This is a genomic window from Streptomyces sp. KL109B, assembly GCF_030766935.1.
GTDB lineage: Bacteria > Actinomycetota > Actinomycetes > Streptomycetales > Streptomycetaceae > Streptomyces.
The window spans coordinates 110,875-130,824 of record NZ_JASERL010000009.1; the positions used below are offsets into that span (position 1 = coordinate 110,875).

A 19,950-nucleotide genomic window follows, 5' to 3' on the forward strand; every position below is an offset into this window, starting at 1 on the left:
GGCGGTGACGGCGTGTCGGCCCACATGGCCGTCTCACGCCCGGCTTCCGGCACCCCGGCTTCCGGCACCCCGGCCGCCATCCCCCGGCGCGTCCCGGCGACGCCGGCCGGGGGCATGGCCGTCCTCGCGGTGCGAGAGTGTTCCGACTCAGCCGTGAGCGGGGCGCACCGGGATCGTCCGGGTGTCGGCCTTCGCGGCCTGGGCCAGAGGAACGGTCACGATGAGGATGCCGTCCTTGTAGTCGGCCTTCGCCTCCTCCCACCGTGTTCCCGAGGGGAGCCGCACGGCGCGGGCGTAAGTGCCGTAGCGGAATTCGGTGTGGCGCTTCTGCGCCGTCTGGGCCGTGCGCTCCGCGTGCAACGTCAGGACATCGCCGGTGACACTGATCTCGATGTCCTTCTCCGGGTCGAGGCCGGGCAGTTCGGCGGACAAGGTGTACCCGTCGTCCGTGAGCTGCTCCTCGATACGGATGCCGTGCAGCGAGGGAGCGGCCCGATGCGCGGGAAGGCCGCCGAGCCCCGACTCGATCCAGTCGAACAGATCGGGCAGCATCGGAGGCCGCCATTCCAGCATGCCGGTCATGTGGAACCTCCCATCCGGTTGAGTGGGTTGGTCACTTTCAGCGTCCCTCGCGGGGCAGCGGGGGCCCAGGGCCGTATCGGTCCGAATCCGGGACGGATGGCCCCTCGCGCACACCGACAGGTCATGGAGCGCGGAGGGCGGGGCCGTGTGTCGTCCACGTCGTGCCGTCCGCGGTGACCGCGAATGCCGTGACACCGGGGAGTCGGTCCAGCCAATCCTTCGCTCCGGCTCCCCGTGCGTACGCGGCCGTCGCGAGGACGCCCGCGTCGGCGAGGGAGCCGCACACCACGGTGAGTGAGGCGAGTGTGCCGGCGGCCGGCTGTCGGGTGTGCGGGTCGACGATGTGGCAGCCGCGTTCGGCAGCGCCCGAGGTGGCGATCGCGAGGGGGCCTGCCGTGGACTCGATGTGTGCGGCTGTCTTCCCGGGCAGCAGGGGGTGGCTGACCCCGACGCGCCAGGGGCCGCCGTGCAGTTGGACCTCACACAGCTCGTCCTGCCACGCCACGTCGAGAACGCCCTCAGCGAAAGGCAGCGCAGCGAGGAGCGGCTGCGCACCTTCTCCGCCGACGCCAGCCACGAACTGCGCACCCCCGTCGCCTCCGTGCGGGGCCACGCGGAACTCGCCCTGCTCCACCGGGGGCCCGTCCCGCCGGAAGTGACCCACGCCCTGGAACGCATCGTCGCCCAGTCCGGCCGGATGGGCGCGATGGTCGACGACCTGCTGCTGCTCGCCAACGCCCGTCGGCACACGCCTCCCGGCACCGAGGTCACCGCGAGCCTGACCGCCCTCGACCACGACGTCGAATGAACCGTCTCCGACAACGGACCCGGCAGCACCAGGTTCACGGTGCGGCTCCCCCGGGACACTCGTGCGGACAGTCTTGAATGAGGTTTCCCTGCGGCCTACTTGCCTTACTGCTGTTGTGCGGCGGCTTCACGCAGCTGCCGCATACCCTCGGCCCGTGAATCGGCACTTTCCCCGTAGGGGAAGTTGTGTGTCATCTGCGCATCGGGGAAGACCTGCCCGAGCCACATCGAGCAGTAGTGTCCGGGCGTGAAGCACGGCTGCAGCTCGGTGTGGATGCGCAGTACCTGCTCAGCGTCAAAGCCTGCCGCGCGCAGCTGCTCCCACAGCTTCTCTTCGGGGTGAACGCCGATACCGCCCGGGGCGGTGACGATCTGCTTCTCGTCCTGACCATTGACGACTTCGAAGGCGGTGAACCACTCGGCGCTCGCGGTATCGCGGATGTCGTCCAGGACCAGCGGCCACCAGTTCTCGCGGCCGGCGAAGGCCTGCGCATCGGTGCTGTGCAGACGCTCCTTCAACTGGGCGAAGGCATGCCCGGCCCGCTCGGGGTCGTCGGTAGCCAGGATGAATCGCAACGCCTCGTCCAGCGCGGAAAGTGCCGCGGCGAAAGCCTCGGGGGAGGAGCTGACGTAGCGCGACTCCTCCTCCCAATCCAGCAGTACGGCTCTCACCGCCCCCTCCGCGTCGACACACAACTCGAATCCCTGGTCGGTTCCGAGGCGCGCCCAAGTCCGGCACTCGTCCCGGACGACCTGCCGGTCCATGAATTCCGCGTACTCGCCGAGCAACACGGGATCCTCGACCCGGGTCGCGAAATACGGCCCCACGCGGAGCGGCAGCACAAGTTGCCCAAGCCGCAGCACGCTGTCGGGCGTATGGAAGGGGCCACCAGTGGACGCTGCGCCGAAATGCCGCTTGCTCGTGCCTGACAATTTATTTTCCTATCCAGAGTTTCGCGCGTGCGCAGAGGGCGGTTCCATCATGCGGTATCCCCGGTGGGCGGTCCGGGAGAGGCCGCAGCCCCCGGCTGGCTGGTCTCCCGGGCAGTGGCGACGTACGCGCGCACGCCGGGGTCGCGCTCGTCGGTCTTCGCCTCACCCGGGTAGAGGTCGGCGATCCGCCGCATGGCCAGGCCGGGGAGGTAGGCGACCTTGCAGCCGACGTCCCTTGCGACGGTCAACGGGAGGGCGCCGATCGAGGCGGGCTGGTCCACGATCAGCAGGACGGTGCCGAACTTCGCGGTCGGCCCGTGGCCGTGATGGGCACCGCCCGGCATCGCGCCGGACCGGACGGTGGCCGGACCCCTGGCTTGTTGAATCGACCCCAGACGCGCGGTCTGCAGCCGTAGCGTCCAGGGTGCCGACCGGCACAGGCTCGCGTGACCTCATGCCGCCGCAACTCGGGCTGGCTCATGATGAGTTCGCCGCCGCCGGGGGCGTACACCCGCCTCCCCCGGCCCAGCCGGTCACGCCTCAGTGCGAGTCAGCGCGAGCGTGCCGCGCGTCGTTGGCCACCACCGTGTTGCGCAGCCGCCCGAGGCGTTCCACCTCCACCTCCACGACGTCCCCGGGGTGCAGCAGCCACGGGGGCGTGCGCGCGTAGCCGACACCGGAGGGGGTGCCGGTGGCCAGCAGGTCGCCGGGGCGGAGGGTGAAGGTGCGGGAGATGTGGGCGAGGGTGTCACCGACGCCGTACACCATCTCGTCGGTGCGGCCGTCCTGGACGACCTCACCGTTGACCCGGGTCACCACGCGCAGTCCGTCGCGCAGGTCGCCGACTTCGTCGGCGGGGACCATGGGGCCGAGCGGGCCCGAGCGGTCGCCGTTCTTGCCGAGGATCCACTGCGAGGTGAGCTTCTGGGCGCGGCGCGAGGTGAGGTCGTTGAACGTGGAGTATCCGACGACCGCGGCCAGTGCCTGCTCGGGCGTGGCGTCCACGAGCGGCGCTCCGACCCATGCGACGACCTCGCCCTCCCAGTCGAGGCCGTCCTCGCCGGCCGGGACGGGGACCTCGGCGCCGTCGACGGTGAGCGAGGCGGTCCAGCGGGCGAACAGCGTGGGATGCTCGGGCAGTTCCTGGTCGCGGAAGGTGCCCTCCGCCACGTGCTTCAGGTAGTTGAGCCCGATGCAGATGACACGGGCGTCCGGCCGCACCGGGGGTACGAGCGTGACCTCCGCGGCCGCGAGCGTCGGTCCTTCGGTGTCCGCCGCGAGATGCCCGGCGGGATCGGCCCAGAACGCGTCCAATGACGCGATCACGGTGATCTCCCGCCCGTCGTCGGAGAGTTGGGCGACCTCCGTGCCCCGGTCCGGCCGTCGGATACCCACTATGCGCATGCGCTGCTCCCGGTTCGCAGGGACCCCCGCCTTCGCCAAAGGTTCAATCCCTTTAAAGGTTCGGAGGTTTGTGCTTCGATGGCGACTATGCCTGACGAACCAGTGGCCCGACAAGCGGTTCTCGGCGGCCTCGGCGCCGCACCCCGCCGCACCCGCGCCGAGCAGCTCGCCGCCGACCTCGACGCGCGCATCCGCTCGCTCGGCCTCCGGGCCGGCGACCCGGTGGGGACCCTCGACTCCCTTCGCGAGGAGACGAGTTACGCGTACTCGACGGTCAGCGAGGCGGTGCGGATCCTGCGGGATCGCGGGGTGCTGCACATCCGTCCCGGCCGGGGCGGCGGGCTCTTCGTCGCCGACCGGGGGCCGGTGGTGCGGCTGCGCCACACACTGCTCGACGTGCGGGACGAGCCGGAGACGGTCGCCGACGCCATCGAACTCCGCGACCACCTGGAGGTGTTGGTCGATCTCGGTGCGGCCCGCTGCCGCACCGAGGACGACGTCGTCGAGCTGCGCGCGCTCCTGGAGGGATTGCGCGAGGCGCCGGACTGGGACGCGTTCATGCGGGCCAACTGGGCCCTGCACGAACGGATCGCGGCCATCTGCCCCAACCGCATGGCGTCGGCCGTCTACGCGGGGACGCTCGGGCACCTGAATTCCTCCGCCTCCTCCCGCCTCGCCGACGACGAGGAGACCTCGCGCCGTTACCGGGCCGAGCGCTATCAGGCGCACGAGGACCTCGTCGAGGCGATCGCCGCGGGCGACGAGGGTGCCGTCCGCGCGGCCGTCGCCCGGCACAACACGACCGTCTAGGACCCGCCGTGCGACGAGTCATCCGAGAGGGACGCCTCATGTCATCCGCCGCGTACCGCCAGTACCTTTTCCCGCCGGACCACCCGCGCATCCAGGAGCTCAAGGGCCTCGACCCGTACGCGTACCGGGAAGTGGCGCAGGCCGAGGGCACCTTTACCGGCGGGCTGATCCGCGGCTGGCGTCCGCTCTACAAGAACGACTTCAGGGGAATCACCGAGGACGGCCGGCTGCGCGAGGGCCTCCATCCCCTCGAACCGGCGCGGCCGGACGAGAAGGCGCCCGTCGACGACATGGTCGCCGCCGCGCAAAAGCTGCTCGCCGTACTGGATGCGGAGAGCCGTGACCGGATCAGCCACCCGGTGGACGCCGTGGAGTGGCAGACGTGGGCCAACCCGGAGTTCATGCAGTTCGACACGGGCCTGCGGCTCGAATTCCAGGCGCCCGAGGTGCGTGACGCCGCGCTGGCGCTCGTACGGGCGTCGCTCAGCGCCAAGGGGTACGACGAGGTCCGCACGATGATGCGGATCAACGGGTTCCTGGGCGAGGTCGTGGAACTGGAGAACATCCTGGGGGAGTTCAGCTACAACATCGCCCTGTACGGCACGCCCGACGCGCACGCCCCGTGGGGCTGGCAGCTGTACGGTCACCACTGCGCGGTCAACTGCCTTGTGGTGGAGGGACGTTCGGTGATCGGCCCGGTCTTCCTCGGGGCGGAGCCCAACCAGATCGACGTGGGGCCGCACGCCGGCACGACCGCGTTCACCGAACGGATCGCGCTCGGCCGGCGGATCATGGCGGCGCTCACCCCGGAACTGCGCACGGCGGCCACGGTGTACGGGCGGATGGTCGATCCGGAGATGCCCGAGGGACGGGTGCACCCCGGTGACGAGCGACATCTCGCCGGCGCCTTCCAGGACAACCGGGTGATCCCCGTCGAGGGCGTTCGCGTCCGCGACATGCCGCGGGCCGCCCGGGACGTGACCTGGACGACCGTCGAGGAGTTCCACAAGCTGCTGCCCGCGGGGCCGCGCGCCGCCCGGATGCGGGAGGTGCGCGCACACCTCGACGAGACGTGGTTCTGCTGGATCGGCGGCCACGGCCCCGACGACGTCTTCTACTACCGCATCCAGTCCCCCGTGGTCATCGCCGAACTCGACCACCACTGCGGGGTGTTCCTCGACTACGACTCACCCCAGCCGTTCCACGTCCACACCGTCCTGCGCACACCGCACGGCAACGACTACGGCCGCAGCTGGGTCCGGCAGTGGCAACAGGGGCGTCACCAGTAGCCAAGGAGGGCGCACGATGAGAATCAGACCCGGCACACGCGCGACGAAGGCGGACGTGCGCACGGCCGCGCGGGCAGATACGGCGGGGGAGTCACCGGCCGCGCCACGTGGCACCGGGGCCCGCACGGCGACCATCCTCGGCCTGGCCATGCTCTGCATCGAGGGCTACGACCTCTTCATCCTCGGTGCGGTGGGCCCCTCGCTCCTCGCCCACCCCGGCTGGGACGTCACCCGGTCCACCCTGGGCCTGCTGGGCAGCCTCACGGCGCTCGGCATGCCCATCGGCTCGGTCGCGGCGGGCTGGGCCGGAGACCTGTACGGTCGCCGTCTGCCCATGGTGCTCAGCCTGGCCTGGCTCTCCCTGTGGATGCTCCTGAGCGCGGTCGCCGGCTCCCTCGGCTTCTTCACCCTGACCCGCTTCGCCACGGGTATCGGCCTCGGGGCGCTCATCCCACTCGTCACGGCGTACGTGAGCGAATCGGCGACGCCGGCCCGGCGCAATCTGCAAGTCGGCACGGCCCTGACCGGACTCGCCGTCGGCGGCATCATCACGGGGGTGCTAGGCCGCGCGCTGCTGCCGTCGGCGGACTTCCACACCCTGTTCCTCTTCGGGGTCTTCCCGCTCGTGCTCGTGCCGGTGGTGTGGCGGCTGGTGCCGGCGACAGCGCCCTCGACGGCACGGGAGACCGGGGCTCGGGAGGCGGAGGAGCAGGTGGCCGGGGAGCGGGTGGCCGGGGAGCGGGAAGCCGCCTCCGCCAACCGCCTCGCCGACATCCTGACCGCCCGGCACCGCAGGGCCACGCTCCTCTTCTGGGCGGCCACCTTCTCCGGACTCGTCCTCGTCTACGGGGCGGGCACCTGGCTGCCGACCCTGATGGTCAGGACGGGCTACGACCTCGGCTCGTCCCTGGAGTTCTCGATCGCGTTCAACGCGGGCGCGGTCCTCGGCACCCTGGCCGCGACCCGCATGGCGGACCACGGCCACCTCAAGGCCGCCACGGTGGCCAGCTTCGTCCTCGCCGCCCTGGCCATGATCGCACTGAGCACTCCGCAGCCCCGCCCGGTACTGCTGCTCGCCTCCGCCATCGCCGGTCTCGGCGCCCTGGGCACGCAGAACCTGGTGAACATCGCGGTCGCCCACTACTACCCGCCTCATCTGCGTGGCACGGGGCTCGGGTTCAGCCTCGGAGTGGGCCGCATCGGAGCGGTCGTCGGTCCGAGTTACCTCGGCGCGGTCACGGTCCTGTTCACCTGGCCCAAGGCGGGCTTCTACGCGTTCGTGGTTCCGGCCCTGCTGGGAGCGGGCCTCGCGGCGCTGTTCAAGGGACCGGAGCGCGGGGCCGGGACGTAGGTGACGGGCTACAACGAGCCTTTGGTCAGGCGAAGTTGGCGCTCCCGCGACGCACACCCACCTCCGTGCGCCACCCCAGGCCCCGGGACACCGCGAGTCCACCGGCGATGACGGCGGGGCGCACCGTCCGCAGATCCACCGTTCCCGCCCGGACGACGACGCCGAGGGCGGCGACCACCGAGCCTTCGGCGTCGAGTACACGCGTGGCCACGGAATTCACCCCGGGCGAGGTCTCCCCGTACACCGAGGCCGTCCCGCTCTCGCGTATGTCGGCGAGCTCGGCGCGCAACAGGCCGGGGTCGGTGACGGTCCGGGGCGTGGTCGCCGGCAGTCCCTCGCGGACGACTGCGTCGGCCAGTTCGGGGGCGGCGTGCGCGAGCAGGACCTTGCCGACGCCCGAGCTGTGCAGGGGCAGCCGGCCGCCGGTCCTGAAGGCGACGTCGACGGCGCGGTCCGCGGAGAGCCGCTCGACGAGCACCGCCGACGTGCCGTCCAGGACGGCGATCTGTACGTGCTGGCGCAGGGCGGCGTGCAGGTCCTGCATGTACGGCAGCGCGACCGTGCGCAGCGGCAGGCTCAGTGGCGCCAGCGTGCCCAGTTCCCACAGCCGTATGCCCACCGTGAACGTGCCGTCCCGCGCGCGGTCGAGGGCGCCGGCCTCGACCAGCTCCAGCGCGAGACGGCGCACCGAGGCGTGCGGAAGGCCGGTGGCGCGGGTCAACTCGGCCAGGCTGAGCCGGGACCGGCCTGCCCGGAAGGCGAAGAGGACGTCGAGCAGGCGCGCGCTCACGCTGCGCCCGGGCTGGCCGGTGCGGGACATGTGCCCTCCCCGTACGGCCGGTCGACGACGATGTTCGCCCAATGAACATAGCGGTTACGGCGGTTGCCGCATACGGCGAGGATCTCAAGGGTGCCGCGGGGACAAGGACGTACGCGGCGGAGCCGAGGAGGAACCAGTGCGCAACAGGCAGCAGCAAGGGCCGCGGATCGCGATCGTGGGAGGCGGAATCGGCGGCATGGCGGCCGCGGCCTACCTCCACCGCGCGGGACTGACCGTGACCGTGCACGAACAGGCGGCCGCGCTCACCGAGGTCGGCGCGGGTCTCGTCCTCGCCCCCAACGCGGTGCGGCCGCTGCGCGCGCTTGGCGTGGCGGACGCGGCCCTTGCCCGGGCCGTCCCCCTCGACCTGGGCTGGGAGTTCCGGCGCTGGCAGGACGGCACGGTGCTGTCCGTGGAACGCCTCGACGGGGTGTGCGAGCGCCTCTACGGGGAGCGCATGTACACGGCGCACCGCGCCCACCTGCTCGACGCGCTGCGCTCCGCGGTGCCGGACGGGGCGGTGCGCCTCGGCGCGCGCTGCACGCGGGTCGAACCGCGCGCCGACGGGGTGCGGCTGACCTTCGCCGACGGCAGCCGTACGGACGCGGATCTGGTGATCGGCGCGGACGGCATGCACTCCCTGGTGCGCGCGGCGGTCGCCGCACCGCAGCAACCCCGGTTCTCGGGCCTGTGCGCCTTTCGCACAGTGGTTCCCGCGGCGGCGGCGCCCGCTTTCGCGCTGCGCCGCGCGCAGACGCTGTGGCTCGGCCCCGGCCACCACTTCGTGCACTACCCGATCTCCGGCGGCGACGCGGTCAACGTGGTCGCCTACGCCCCGGCGACCCGGGCAACGGAGGAGTCCTGGAGCGCGACGGCGACGGTCGAGGAGTTCCACGCCGAGTTCAGCGACTGGGACGACCGGGTGACCTCGCTGATCAAAGCCGGTTCGCTGCCCGGCCGTTGGGCGCTCTACGACCGCCCGCCGCTGCCCTCGTGGACCCGGGGCCGCATGACACTCCTCGGCGACGCCGCGCACCCCATGTTCCCGTTCTACGGCCAGGGAGCGGCGCAGGCCATGGAGGACGCGGCGGTCCTGGCCCGCTGCCTTTCCGCCACGCCCGAGGCCCCCGCCGAGGCCCTGTCGCGCTACGAGACGGAGCGCCTCCCTCGCGCCACCCGCCTCCAACGGGCCAGCCATGCCCGCGCCGAGTCCAATCACCTCCCGGACGGCCCGGAGCAGCGGAGGCGGGACGCGGCGCTGGGCGACGCGGACCCGCTGGCGGACAGTGGGTGGATCTACGGGTACGACGCCGGGGCAGTCGTCATCCAGCTCGGTTGATCAGGAGTTTCAGAATGAGGTCATCGAGGGACCGGTGGGGGGCATCCGGCGACGGTCGCCGAGATCGACATCGTCGAGTCGATGTCCCAGTGGGCCGTCAGCGTCATGGTGTCTCCTACCACGCCACAGGCGGTCACACCGGCACAGGGTCAGCCCATGCGGGGGTTTCCGGCCGATGCTCCTCCGTGTCGGGCGAAGGTCTCTACGCTGCCTGTATGCCGCCCGAACACCCGAAGGCGCCGAACCGGCGTGATGCCTCCGCCACCGAAGCGGACGAGATGGCCGAGGACCTGATGCGCCTCGCCCGTCAACACCCTCAAGATCGCGATGAGTTGCTGCTGGAAGCGGCCTCATTGTGGGAGGGGGAGCAGCGATATGACCGGGCCGTGGAGGTCTACGACGTGCTGCGCGCGGGTAAGTGCGCGGACCGGGACGTGGTGGACGCCTACCGCGCCGGAGCGCTCGCCGAGGCCGGGCGCGTCGAGGAGTTCCGTGCGGCCGCCGCCGAGCTGCGCGCCCGGCATCCGCACGACTGGGCTTCGTGGCTGTTCGTCGCGGAGACCTTCGAGAGCCTGAACGAACTGCGTACGACGGCCGAGTGGTGCACCGCCGGCCTGGCTCACCTGATCGGTCCGGGCACCGACCTCACCACGGACCTCGTACGGCACCACCCGCAGGCGCTCGACCAGCTCCTGGTCACCCGTCACCGCGCCCGCCGCGCCCTGCGCGAACCGCATGACCCGTGGGACGACGTCGCCGACGCGGCGCACGAGCGGCGCGTGTGGTCGCTGGGCCAAGACCCGCTCCCGCTCGACGAGTTGCACGACCCCGACCGGAGCGACGAACAGGAACGGCGCTTCCACGAAGCGGCCCTGGAGCGGCTGAACAGCCGCCACACCATGCACACGTCCCACCCGGCGAACCGCCCGACGGTGATGCTCTTCTGGCCGCGCGAGGAATTCGCGAAGGTGCTCGCCCGGTGGCCCGAACTCTCCGAGCACTACGGCGCGTTCCACCCGGAGCACGCGGACATCCTGGAGCGCGCGCTGCGCGACTACAGCGACCGGGGCACTCCGCGGCTCGCCCTGGCACCCGCGACCCTGGACGGGCTGCTCGCCCACGCCGACGACACGGGCGCGGACCCCACTGAGGGCAGCACGCGCGCCGCGTACGCGGCCGCCCTCGCCAAGAGCGGTGACTCCATCCCGTGGCCCCCGCCGCGCAACGGCCCGTGCTGGTGCGGCAGCGGCCGCAAGTACAAGAAATGCCATGGGGGCCCGGCCTTCAGCTGACCGCCGCGGCCAAGTCGGCGGCGCCGTCGCGTGCGACGCGGGAGTTGCCGCGCAGTGAAGGATCGCGCCAGATCACTGTTGCGCAACGGCAACTCGGTCCCGATCGAAAGCCCGGTCATCGGTCTCGAACTCCGCCCAGCTGAGGGCCGGGAGCTCGGCGTTCTGTCACCGTCGCTCCCCGCTCGGGGACGGGTGATCGCTAGGCGATCACCAGGGAGGTGGGCTCGTTGCTCAGGCCCAGGGGGGTGGTTGCCGAGACCGTGTTGGTCGTCGTGTCCACGCGGATGACCGTGCTGGACGTGTTGTTGGCGACCCATATGTCGGTGCCGTCGCCGATGATGCCGGTGGGTATGTGGCCGACCGTCAGGGTGCCGGTCACGGCCAGGCGGGACGTGTCGATGATCGACAGGGTGTCGTCGTTGGCGTTGGTGACGTACGCGTGCGAGCCGTCGCCGGTGAAGGCCACGTTCCACGGGGCGCGGCCGGTGGTGACGCGCTTGGCGACCTTGCCGGTGGCGGTGTCCACCACGGCTACCCGGTCGTCCATCGGCAGCGTGACGTAGCAGAACTTGCCGTCGGGGCTCAGCGCGGCGCCCCGGGCGCGGGACAGTTCGCTCAGGACGGTCAGCCGACGGCCGTCCGCCGCGTCCAGCACGTACAGGCCGTTGCTGCAGGGAACGTACAGCCGGGCGCCGTCGGGGGACACCGCGATCGTGCAAGGGGCCTCACCGGCCTGGTATGTGGCGGTCACCGTGTCGGTCGCGACGTCGATCACCGAGATGTCTCGCGAGCCGCCTGAGCCGGTGTCCGGGCCGGTGTCGGCCACGTATACGCGGGTGTTGTCCGGCGAGGCGGCGGCGCCGTGCGGGTATACGCCCACGGCGATCTTCTTCGTGATCCTGTTGGTGGCCCGGTCGACCACCGCGACCGTGTTCGCGCCGGAGTTGGCCACGTACACCTTGCCCGCGGCGGCCGTGATGCCGTACGCGTTGGTGAACCCCTTGACCGCGGCGATCAGGGTGCCGGACGACCGGTCGAGGATCGCGAGCCCGCCGCCGAGCGACGCGACGTACACGGCGGGTGTGGTCGTGTCCGCCGCGGCGTCCAGGTGGCTCTGGCTGGACACCGCCTCCATGATGCCGGGGAAGTTGGTGCCCCTGCCGTGGTCGGGATAGTCGTCGCGGGCGCTGGTGCGCACCTCGTCCAGGCGGCTGGGGGAGTCACGCAGGGCGCCGCCCCGGCGTCGGCCCGGGTTCTTCTGGGACGGCATGGGGGACGGCGACTGCTGCTGGTGCGGCGGCGTCTGGTCCGTGCCGGGAAGCGTCGGCGCGGGCAGGTTCCCGGCCTCGTACTCCGCCAGCCAGAACGACGGCAGCGTGGGCGGCATGGGCGGGAACCGCTTGTTCACCTTCATGCCGAGCGCGGACGTCAGGTCGCCGAACGTCTCGCGCCGCCAGTCCGTGATGTTGGCCGCGCGCACGCCGGTGACCTGCTCCAGGAACTGCAGCACGGACGTGTGGTCGAACGCCTCGCTCGCCACGTGCCCGCCGCGCGTCCACGGCGACACGATCGTGCAAGGCACCCGGAACCCGCCGCCGATGGGCAGCCCGCCCACGAACTCGTGCGGGGTGCCGGCCGGCGGCGTGGGCGGCGGCACATGGTCGAACAGCCCGTCGTTCTCGTCGTAGTTGATGATGAAGACGGTTTTGGAGAACAGGTTCGGGTCGGACGCGACGGCCTCCAGCTTGCGGGCCACGAAGTCGGCCGCGGCGGCCGGGAGATACGCCGGGTGGGAGGACTGCTCCGACGTCGGGACGATCCACGAGACGGCGGGCAGCCGGCCGCGCTTGACGTCGTACTCGAACTGATCCGCCGGGCCGATCCGCATGCCCCGCGTGTGCAGCGGCGAGCCGGGCCTGGCGTCCTGGAACGTCTGGAAGAACTCCAGCGGGTTGCAGCCGTAGTCGTCCTCGTCCTGGTAGACGCGCCAGCTCACCCCCGCCTCCTCCAACTGCTCGGGATAGGACTTCCAGCGGTACGGCTGCGGCACGACGTTGCTGATGACCGGGCCGCCCGCCGCGCCGTCCGGGTCGATCGTGCCGGACATCAGGTACAGGCGGTTCGGCCAGGTGGGGCCCATGAGGGAGCAGAAGTAGCCGTCGCACAAGGTGAACGCGTGGGCCAGCGCGTAGTCGAACGGGATGTCCTGCCATGCGTAGTAGCCCATGGTGTACGGCCCGACCGCGTCTCCATCGGCTCGCCGGTGAGCGGGCAGCCAGTTGTCCATCTGGCCGTTGTTCCAGGCCTCGTGCTGCACGGACCAGGCGTGGCTGGTCGAGGGGATGGCCTGGGCGCTCGTACGGTGCGTGTCCAGGTGCCAGGGCAGCAGGTAGCCGTCCGGGTTCTTCGGATCCGGTTGATGGAACACGGACTTGCCGTCCGGGAGCTTCAGCGCGTCCGGGTCGTCGAATCCGCGGACCCCGGCCAGCGATCCGAAGTAGTGGTCGAACGAGCGGTTCTCCAGCGTCAGGACGACCACGTGCTCGATGTCGCTCAGGGAGCCGGGTCTGGCCGTCGAGGCTGCCGCCGCTTGCAGATTGGGCGGCAGACACGAGGCGATGAGCGCACCGGTGGCGGTGCCCGCCAGGGATCCGAGCAGTCGACGACGCGTGATCTCGGGCATGTGGGAGACACCTTTCTGGCACGACGGTCCGGACGCGTTTCCCCCGAGAGGACAGCAGGTCTGGTCTCTTGATGACTCGGCCGCATGCGGGTGCCTGGCCGGCTCCGGGACGCGGCTACGGTGACGTGGAGAGCGAGAGGCGACTTGGATGACCATTACACGGATGTGCCGCGAGGGGCAGTTGTGTGATCGGACTTTGCGGGCTCTTTGCGGACGGGCTGAGGGGCTGTCACCTCGTGCCGCATGCTGGCCGAGGGAGTCGCCGTAACGCGCTCACCGGGCATCGTGGGGCGTGGCGCGTCGAGTCCCCGGCGCCCGCGCGCAGTGCCGGGCTCAGGCCGACTCGCGCACCACCAGACGCGGCCGCACCGCCGCCGCGACCTCGTCCTGGTCGACACCTTCGCCGTCCAGCAGCCGCCGCACGGCCGTTGCCACGGCCTTCGCGCGGGCGTCGGCCGGTACGTGGGCGGTGGTCAGCCGGGGCCGCAGCACCGAGCCCATCGGGAAGTCGCCCGAGCCGATGACGGCGATGTCCTCCGGCACCCGCAGGCCGTTGTCGCGCAGCACCTGGATGAGGGCGAGGGCGAACTCGTCGTTGTAGGCGTAGACGGCGCTCGGGCGCACCGCGGGGTCGGACCACGACGCGATGGCCGCCGCGATGCTGTCGGTGCCGAGCTCGCAGTCCACCCGCCGCACCGGCACCCCCGCGGCGTCCGCCACCTCCCGGACGGCGTCGAGGCGCAGCGCGCCCAGGTCGGCGAGTTCCCCGCCTGGCACCAGGGAGGCCAGGCGCCGGTGGCCCCGGTCGACCAGGTACTGGGCCGCGCACCGGGCGACCGCCGCGAGGTCCTCCGGGAGCCCGGGGGCGTGTGCCGCGCGCGGATCCGTGCTGAATGTCAGCAGCGTGACGATCTCGGCGCGGTGCAGCAGCTCCGCCGCGTCCGGTGGGCAGCGCGCGACGTCGACGAGGACGGCGGCGGGGCGCAGCGCCGCCCAGATGCGGGCGCCTTCCACGCCGCTCGCGGTGCGGTCTCCATGGATGAGCAGGCTGAGGTCCCGCTCCTCCAACTCCCGGCTCAGATGGTCGATGTACGCGTCCGTGGCCGGGCTCGACGGCAGGTTCCACATGGGCAGCAGTACGACTGAGCTGCGCCCCGCCCGCAGGGTGCTGGCCGCCGCGTTCGGTGCGTAGCCGAGCTCCTCCACCGCCGACAGGACGCGGCGCCGCGTCGTCTCGCTGATGCCCTGCTCGGAGCGGCCGTTGAGGACGTAGGAGACGGTCGTCCGCGACACCCCCGCGCGCCGCGCGACGTCCGCACTGGTGGGCCGCCTTTTCGGCGCGACGTTCGTCATTCCTGGTCGGCTCCCTCGGAATCGGTCCGGCGGCGGGGGGTTCTCAAGCGTCGTGACACGTGTCAGGATACCGGCTCGGCGGCCCTGACACGTGTCAGGGCCGCCGAGCCGGGCCTCGAAGAAGCCTCGAAGGAGCTTGGAGGTGTCCTCATGGACACGAGCGAACCCGCCGGCGCCACCGTTGCCGCCGGCGGCGCGGCCCCCTCGGCGCCGAGCAGCGACGGCTCGACGGCCGACGGGCCCGCGCGCGTCGGCCCGGGCCTCGTATCGGCCCTGACCGGCGCCTACTTCGGCACCTGGCTGGCCCTGCTGCCCGCGACCACGGTGACGCTCGCGCTGCGCGTGCAGCAGATCGCGCCCGACCACAAGGCCTCGGTGCTCTCCCTCGTCCTCACGATCGGCGCCACGGTCGCACTGCTCGCGCAGAACGTCTTCGGCGCCCTGTCCGACCGGACCACCAGCCGGTTCGGGATGCGCAAGCCCTGGATCGCGGGCGGGGCGGTACTCGGCGCCGCCAGCCTGACGCTGCTCGCCACGGCGTCGACGGTGGTCATGGTCGTGCTCGCGTGGTCGCTGACCCAGCTCACCTTCAACGTCCTGCTCGCCGGTCTCAACCCGGTGCTGCCCGACCAGGTGCCCTCGGCGCAGCTCGGCAAGGTATCGGCGATCACCGGCCTCACCAACCAACTCGGCTCCGTGGGCGGGGCGTTCCTCGCCAACCTGTTCCTGCCCGACCTGACCCTCGCGATCCTGCTGCCGGGGCTCGCCTGCCTGGCCGGGGTGGGCGTGCTGATGTTCGTGCTGCGCGACCGGCGGCTCGCGGCGGGGGAGCGTCCGAAACTGAGCCCGCTCGCGCTGCTCAAGTCGTACTGGGTGGACCCGCGCACGGCGCCCGACTTCGCCTGGGCGTGGCTCTCGCGCTTCCTGGTCTTCTGCGGCAACTACACGCTGACCGGCTACCAGACGTACTTCCTCATCGACCGGTTCGGCTACGCGGCGGACCGCGTCGGCAGCGTCGTCTTCCAGGTGCTTCTGGTGAACACGGTGACCGTGGTGCTCGCCAGCCTCGTCTCCGGCGCGCTCTCGGACCGGATGCGCAGGCGGAAGGCGTTCGTGCTCGTCTCCGCGCTCATCCTTGCCCTGGCCCACGTCCTGGCCGCCTACTCGTACAGCCTGGCCGGCTACATGGTCGCCACCGCCATCGCGGGCATCGCCACCGGCGTCTACCTGTCCGTCGACACGGCCCTGGTCGCGGAGGTGCTGCCCTCGCGGGCGGACGCGGGCAAGGACATGGGCGTCTTTCACTTGGCGAACGTGCTGCCGCAGACCCTGATGCCCGCGATCGCTCCCGTCTTCCTCGCCATCGGCGGACACGGCTCGAACTATCCCGTGTTCTTCCTGGTCGGGGCGGGGCTGGGCGTCGTAGGAGCGCTGTGCATCCAGCGCGTACGGACGGTGCGCTGACGCGCCGCCGGGCCGGCCCCGGCTTCCCAGCACGGCCGATCGGCAACGTACGACGAAGAACGAACGACAGCGAACAACGAAGGGACGGTGGGTGGTTCATGAGCACCTCCGCCACACGCCCGAACATTCTGTGGATCGTCAGCGAGGACTGCCCGCCCCGCTTCGGCTGTTACGGCGATCCGCACGCCGCCACCCCGAACCTCGATGCGCTCGCCCGCCGCGGCACCCTCTTCGAGCACGCCTACAGCGCCGCCCCCGTGTGCGCGCCCGCGCGCTTCGCGCTCATCACGGGCGTGGCACCGGAGAGCAACGCTCCGGCCCACCAGATGCGTAGCGCCGGCCCGAAACCCGACCGGTTGCGCACCTACCCGGAGATCCTGCGGGAGCTGGGCTACTACTGCACCAACAACGCCAAGACCGACTACAACGCCGCCATCGACGCGGACGCCATCTGGCATGCGTCGTCCCCGACGGCGCACTGGCGCGACCGCCCGGACGGCGCGCCGTTCCTCGCCGTGTTCAACATCGACGGCACGCACGAGAGCGCCGTGTTCGGCGACCACACCTCCGCCGTCGACCCATCGGCGGTCCGCGTGCCCGCCTACCTCCCCGACACCCCGGAGATCCGCGCCGACCTGGCCCGCTATTACCGCGACATCGCCGACATGGACGCCGCCGTGGGCGAACTGCTCGGGCAGCTGGCCGCGGACGGACTGGCCGGGGACACGATCGTCCTGCACACCTCCGACCACGGCGGCGTCAATCCCCGCTCCAAGCGCTACTGCTACGACGAGGGCCTGCACGTCCCCCTGATCGTCGCGGCACCGGAGCGCCACGCGCACCTCTTCCCGCCGCCCGGCACCCGCATCGACGCCGCCGTGAGCACCATCCGCATCCCGCCGACCCTGGTCGACCTCGCGGGCGGCGAGGTCCCCGCGTACATGCAAGGGGCGAGTCTCGCGCGCACGGACTTCGACGCGACCCGTGAACTCGCCTTCGGCATGCGCAACCGCATGGACGAGCGCTACGACATGATCCGCACGGTCCGCGACGCCCGCTTCCGCTACATCCGCAACTACCACCCGCACCGGCCCCTGGGCCAACACCAGGGCTTCGCCTGGCTCGCCGCCGGCTACCGCTCCTGGGAGACGGAACACCTGGCCGGTCGGCTCGACGACACCCGGTCCGCGTTCTGGCGCCCCAAGCCGGGCGTCGAGCTGTACGACACGGTCGCCGACCCCGACCAGGTGCACAACCTGGCCGGCGACCCCGCGTACGCCGAGGTTGAACGCCGCCTCGAACGGGCCCTGCGCGCGCACCTGCTCGCCATCCACGACAACGGCTTCCTGGCCGAGGGCTCCCCTGTGCAGGGCTACGACGCGAGCCGGGCCGAGGGCGCCTACCCGCTCGCCCGCGTCCTGGAGGTGGCCGACCGCATCCCCCTCCAGGACCCGGCCCAACTGTCCGTATTCCTCAAGGCCCTTGACGACGTGGACGCCACGGTCCGCCGCTGGGGGGCGATCGGCGTCCTGACGCTGGGGGAGGCCGGCACCGTCGGCGGCGCCGCCGAACGGCTGGGTGAGGTCGTGGAGTTGGAGACGGACCCGTTCGTCGTCGTGCCGTGCGCGGAGGCGCTCGCCCGCTACACCGGGGAAAGCGCCGCGGTCGAGCGCCTCGCCCGCCTCGCGGAGCCCGACCGCCTCCCGCCCCTGCGCATCGAGGCCCTCAACGCCCTGACCGCCCTCGACGTCGCGGACGTCGCCGCCTTCCGCGACGTGGTGGCGGCCGCGGCGGACGACGCGGACGAGTACGTGCGCGGGGCGGGCCGGTACCTCCTGTTCAGCATCGACGGCAGCTACCGGCCGGAGTCGGTGGTGTTCCAGTGGGAGCGGATGGCGCGGCCCAAGAGGTGAGAACCGCGCACGCCACGCCGGAGGGCCGGGCGGCGGCCGAGGACATCGCCAACTTCGTGGCCCCGGGCGGCTTCCGGACGAGCTTCTCGGAGGTGGTCACCTATCCGCTGTGAGCGGCCCGGCAACTCAGGCGGGTCCTTCGGCCCGCGTCCAAGCAGCCGCTCCGCCGCCGCGGCTGGTCGAGGGCATGCTGCGCCCGATGCGCAGGCGCTGCCGTAGGGCCGGCGCCGGCCGGAGGCGAGGAACCGCTGGTCACTGCCACCCACGTAGGAAAGATATTGCCCCAAGGTCACGACCCGCGGTCGTCCCGCCACCAGCAACGATTCATTTCTGCTTGCCTCTGATGCGGATTTGATTGCATCCCGGCCATTGACGGCGGGAGTTCGCCCTCGTGACGGTGTGCCACGCATCCCCGCTCGTCCCCTGAATCGTTCAAGGAAACAGCGCTTCGGGCCAGAGAAACGAGGCATCTTCGTGCACGAACCGACCCCCGCTCCCAGCACGCGGCACATCAACAAAACGACGCTGTACTTCTTCGGCGCGCTGGGCGGCATCCTCTTCGGCTACGACCTGGGAGTCATCTCCGGCGTCCTGCTGTTCATCAAGAAGCAGTGGGCCATGGGCTCGGTCGCCGAAGGAGTCGTGGGTGGCTGCCTCGCGGCCGGCGCCGTCATCGGGGCCGCCTTCGCGGGCCGTCTCGCCGACCGGGCCGGCCGCAGGGGGGCCATCAGGCTCGCGGCCGTGGTGTTCGCGGTCGGCACCGTGGGCTGCGCGCTCGCCCCGAACCTCGCGACGCTGGTCGTCTTCCGCTTCCTCATCGGCATAGCCGTCGGCGGCTCGTCGGCCACGGTGCCGATGTACCTGACCGAGCTGGCGCCGTCCCGGCTGCGCGGCGCCCTCGGTTCGCTCAACCAGCTGATGATCGTGCTCGGCATCGTCGTCGCGTACGTCGTGGGCTGGGCGTTCAGCGGCTCGGGCAACTGGCGCGCCATGCTGGCGATCGCGCTGGTTCCGGCTCTCGCGCTCCTCATCGGCATGTCGTTCCTGCCGGAGACGCCGCGCTGGCTGCTCGCCCGCGGCCGGGACGAGGAGGCGAAGGCGGTGCTGCGCGCCGCGCAGGGTGCCGACGTCGACGCCGACGCCGCGATCTCCGAGATCCGGGACATCATCCGCCTCGACAGCGAGCGCAAGGGAACGCTGCGGGACCTGAAGGCGAAGTGGGTACGCCCGGCGCTCGTCGTCGCGCTGGTGCTCGCCATGGGCCAGCAGTTCAGCGGCGTCAACGCGATCAACGTCTACGCGCCGACGATGTTCACCAACCTCGGCTTCTCGCAGTCCACTTCGCTGATCCAGTCGATTCTGCTCGGCATCGTCAAGTTCGCCTTCACCGCGTGGGTGATCTTCGTGGTCGACCGCTGGGGCCGCAAGCCGCTGCTGCTCATCGGCAACATCCTCATGGCGGTCACGCTGACCCTCGTCGGCGCCGTGGTGGTCCTCGTGCACTCGCAGACCACCGCCGGGATCTCCGCGGTCGTGCTTCTGATGATCTACCTCGCGGGCTATGAGCTCGGCTGGGGCGCGATCGTCTGGCTGATGATGGCCGAGGTCTTCCCGCTGCGGGTACGGGGTGTGGGCATGGGCACCAGCAGCGTCGCGCTGTGGGCGTCCACCTTCGCCATCACCTTCATCTTCCCGGTGATGAACGACAACCTGGGCCTCGCCTGGAGCTCGTGGATCTTCGCCGTCGTCAACGTCGTTCTCTTCCTGCTCGTCTGGAAGCTCGTGCCCGAGACCAAGAACCGCAGCCTGGAGCAGATCGAACTCGACCTGCGGGCGCGGTCCCGCCTGCGCACGACCCCGGCCGGCGCGGAGCCGGTGGAGGCACGGCGCGGGTAGGCCCGTCCACGGGT

General features: G+C 71.4%; 15 protein-coding genes and 3 pseudogenes. 9 read left to right on the forward strand and 9 right to left on the reverse strand.

The genetic code is table 11. The features are described from left to right. Positions 1-147 precede the first annotated feature (147 nt). Together RBJ65_RS28060 and RBJ65_RS28065 are read right to left on the reverse strand one after the other, a co-directional pair. Positions 148-582, reverse strand: coding sequence for an Hsp20/alpha crystallin family protein (locus RBJ65_RS28060; RefSeq protein ID WP_306322073.1), 435 nt, complete (start codon positions 580-582; stop codon positions 148-150). Positions 583-703: 121 nt separating this feature from the next. Then, complete coding sequence (locus tag RBJ65_RS28065) at positions 704-1,195, reverse strand: FAD:protein FMN transferase (protein WP_306332177.1); 492 nt, start codon at positions 1,193-1,195, stop codon at positions 704-706. Here RBJ65_RS28065 and RBJ65_RS28070 point away from each other — a divergent pair. Next, positions 1,085-1,315, forward strand: a pseudogene (locus tag RBJ65_RS28070) (histidine kinase dimerization/phospho-acceptor domain-containing protein); the annotation flags it as partial. The gene RBJ65_RS28065 and the pseudogene RBJ65_RS28070 sit on opposite strands and share 111 nt — an antisense overlap. A gap of 179 nt (positions 1,316-1,494) precedes the next feature. Here the strand turns inward: RBJ65_RS28070 and RBJ65_RS28075 are convergent. The 3 genes and pseudogenes from RBJ65_RS28075 to RBJ65_RS28085 form a co-directional block, all read right to left on the reverse strand. After that, positions 1,495-2,322: a nucleic acid/nucleotide deaminase domain-containing protein gene (locus RBJ65_RS28075; protein ID WP_306322071.1), complete on the reverse strand. Its 828-nt coding sequence runs from the start codon at positions 2,320-2,322 to the stop codon at positions 1,495-1,497. A 116-nt stretch (positions 2,323-2,438) separates the two neighbouring features. After that, positions 2,439-2,666, reverse strand: a pseudogene (locus RBJ65_RS28080) (transposase); the annotation flags it as partial. A 196-nt stretch (positions 2,667-2,862) separates the two neighbouring features. Beyond that, complete coding sequence (locus tag RBJ65_RS28085) at positions 2,863-3,726, reverse strand: fumarylacetoacetate hydrolase family protein (RefSeq protein WP_306322070.1); 864 nt, start codon at positions 3,724-3,726, stop codon at positions 2,863-2,865. A gap of 87 nt (positions 3,727-3,813) precedes the next feature. Between RBJ65_RS28085 and RBJ65_RS28090 the strand changes: the two genes are divergently transcribed. From RBJ65_RS28090 to RBJ65_RS28100, 3 genes are read left to right on the forward strand one after another with little or no spacing between them, the layout of a single operon-like run. Next, complete coding sequence (locus RBJ65_RS28090) at positions 3,814-4,536, forward strand: FadR/GntR family transcriptional regulator (protein WP_306322069.1); 723 nt, start codon at positions 3,814-3,816, stop codon at positions 4,534-4,536. Positions 4,537-4,574: 38 nt separating this feature from the next. Next, entirely contained in the window at positions 4,575-5,825 is a 1,251-nt protein-coding gene (locus RBJ65_RS28095) for a DUF3500 domain-containing protein (RefSeq protein WP_306322068.1), read from the forward strand. A gap of 16 nt (positions 5,826-5,841) precedes the next feature. After that, entirely contained in the window at positions 5,842-7,176 is a 1,335-nt protein-coding gene (locus tag RBJ65_RS28100) for an MFS transporter (RefSeq protein ID WP_306322067.1), read from the forward strand. 25 nt (positions 7,177-7,201) lie between these two features. On the opposite strand, the gene RBJ65_RS28105 is transcribed toward RBJ65_RS28100, so the two are convergent. Next, a complete protein-coding gene (locus tag RBJ65_RS28105) occupies positions 7,202-7,996 on the reverse strand; it encodes an IclR family transcriptional regulator (protein ID WP_306322066.1) in 795 nt (264 codons plus the stop codon). Positions 7,997-8,132: 136 nt separating this feature from the next. Here RBJ65_RS28105 and RBJ65_RS28110 point away from each other — a divergent pair, with 136 nt between their 5' ends. Beyond that, positions 8,133-9,335 (forward strand): NAD(P)/FAD-dependent oxidoreductase, encoded by a 1,203-nt coding sequence (locus RBJ65_RS28110; protein WP_306322065.1) that lies wholly within the window; start codon positions 8,133-8,135, stop codon positions 9,333-9,335. A 215-nt stretch (positions 9,336-9,550) separates the two neighbouring features. Then, positions 9,551-10,627 carry an SEC-C domain-containing protein gene (locus tag RBJ65_RS28115; protein ID WP_306322064.1) on the forward strand — a complete coding sequence of 359 codons (1,077 nt, stop codon included), beginning with the start codon at positions 9,551-9,553 and terminating at the stop codon, positions 10,625-10,627. Positions 10,628-10,826: 199 nt separating this feature from the next. Here RBJ65_RS28115 and RBJ65_RS28120 read toward each other — a convergent pair whose 3' ends face one another. The 3 genes and pseudogenes from RBJ65_RS28120 to RBJ65_RS28130 all read right to left on the reverse strand — a co-directional run bounded on the left by RBJ65_RS28120 (position 10,827) and on the right by RBJ65_RS28130 (position 14,663). Then, positions 10,827-11,897: a beta-propeller fold lactonase family protein gene (locus RBJ65_RS28120; protein ID WP_306332182.1), complete on the reverse strand. Its 1,071-nt coding sequence runs from the start codon at positions 11,895-11,897 to the stop codon at positions 10,827-10,829. After that, positions 11,898-13,310, reverse strand: a pseudogene (locus tag RBJ65_RS28125) (alkaline phosphatase family protein); the annotation flags it as partial. A 333-nt stretch (positions 13,311-13,643) separates the two neighbouring features. Then, positions 13,644-14,663, reverse strand: coding sequence for a LacI family DNA-binding transcriptional regulator (locus RBJ65_RS28130; RefSeq protein WP_306322063.1), 1,020 nt, complete (start codon positions 14,661-14,663; stop codon positions 13,644-13,646). Between the two features lie 150 nt (positions 14,664-14,813). Here RBJ65_RS28130 and RBJ65_RS28135 point away from each other — a divergent pair, with 150 nt between their 5' ends. From RBJ65_RS28135 to RBJ65_RS28145, 3 genes are all read left to right on the forward strand, one after another. Continuing rightward, a complete protein-coding gene (locus RBJ65_RS28135; RefSeq protein WP_306322062.1) occupies positions 14,814-16,127 on the forward strand; it encodes an MFS transporter in 1,314 nt (437 codons plus the stop codon). Positions 16,128-16,225: 98 nt separating this feature from the next. Continuing rightward, positions 16,226-18,040: a sulfatase gene (locus RBJ65_RS28140; protein ID WP_306322061.1), complete on the forward strand. Its 1,815-nt coding sequence runs from the start codon at positions 16,226-16,228 to the stop codon at positions 18,038-18,040. A 474-nt stretch (positions 18,041-18,514) separates the two neighbouring features. Next, the gene (locus RBJ65_RS28145; protein ID WP_306322060.1) at positions 18,515-19,936 is read left to right on the forward strand and encodes a sugar porter family MFS transporter; all 1,422 of its coding nucleotides are present in this window, start codon (positions 18,515-18,517) and stop codon (positions 19,934-19,936) included. Positions 19,937-19,950 lie beyond the last annotated feature (14 nt).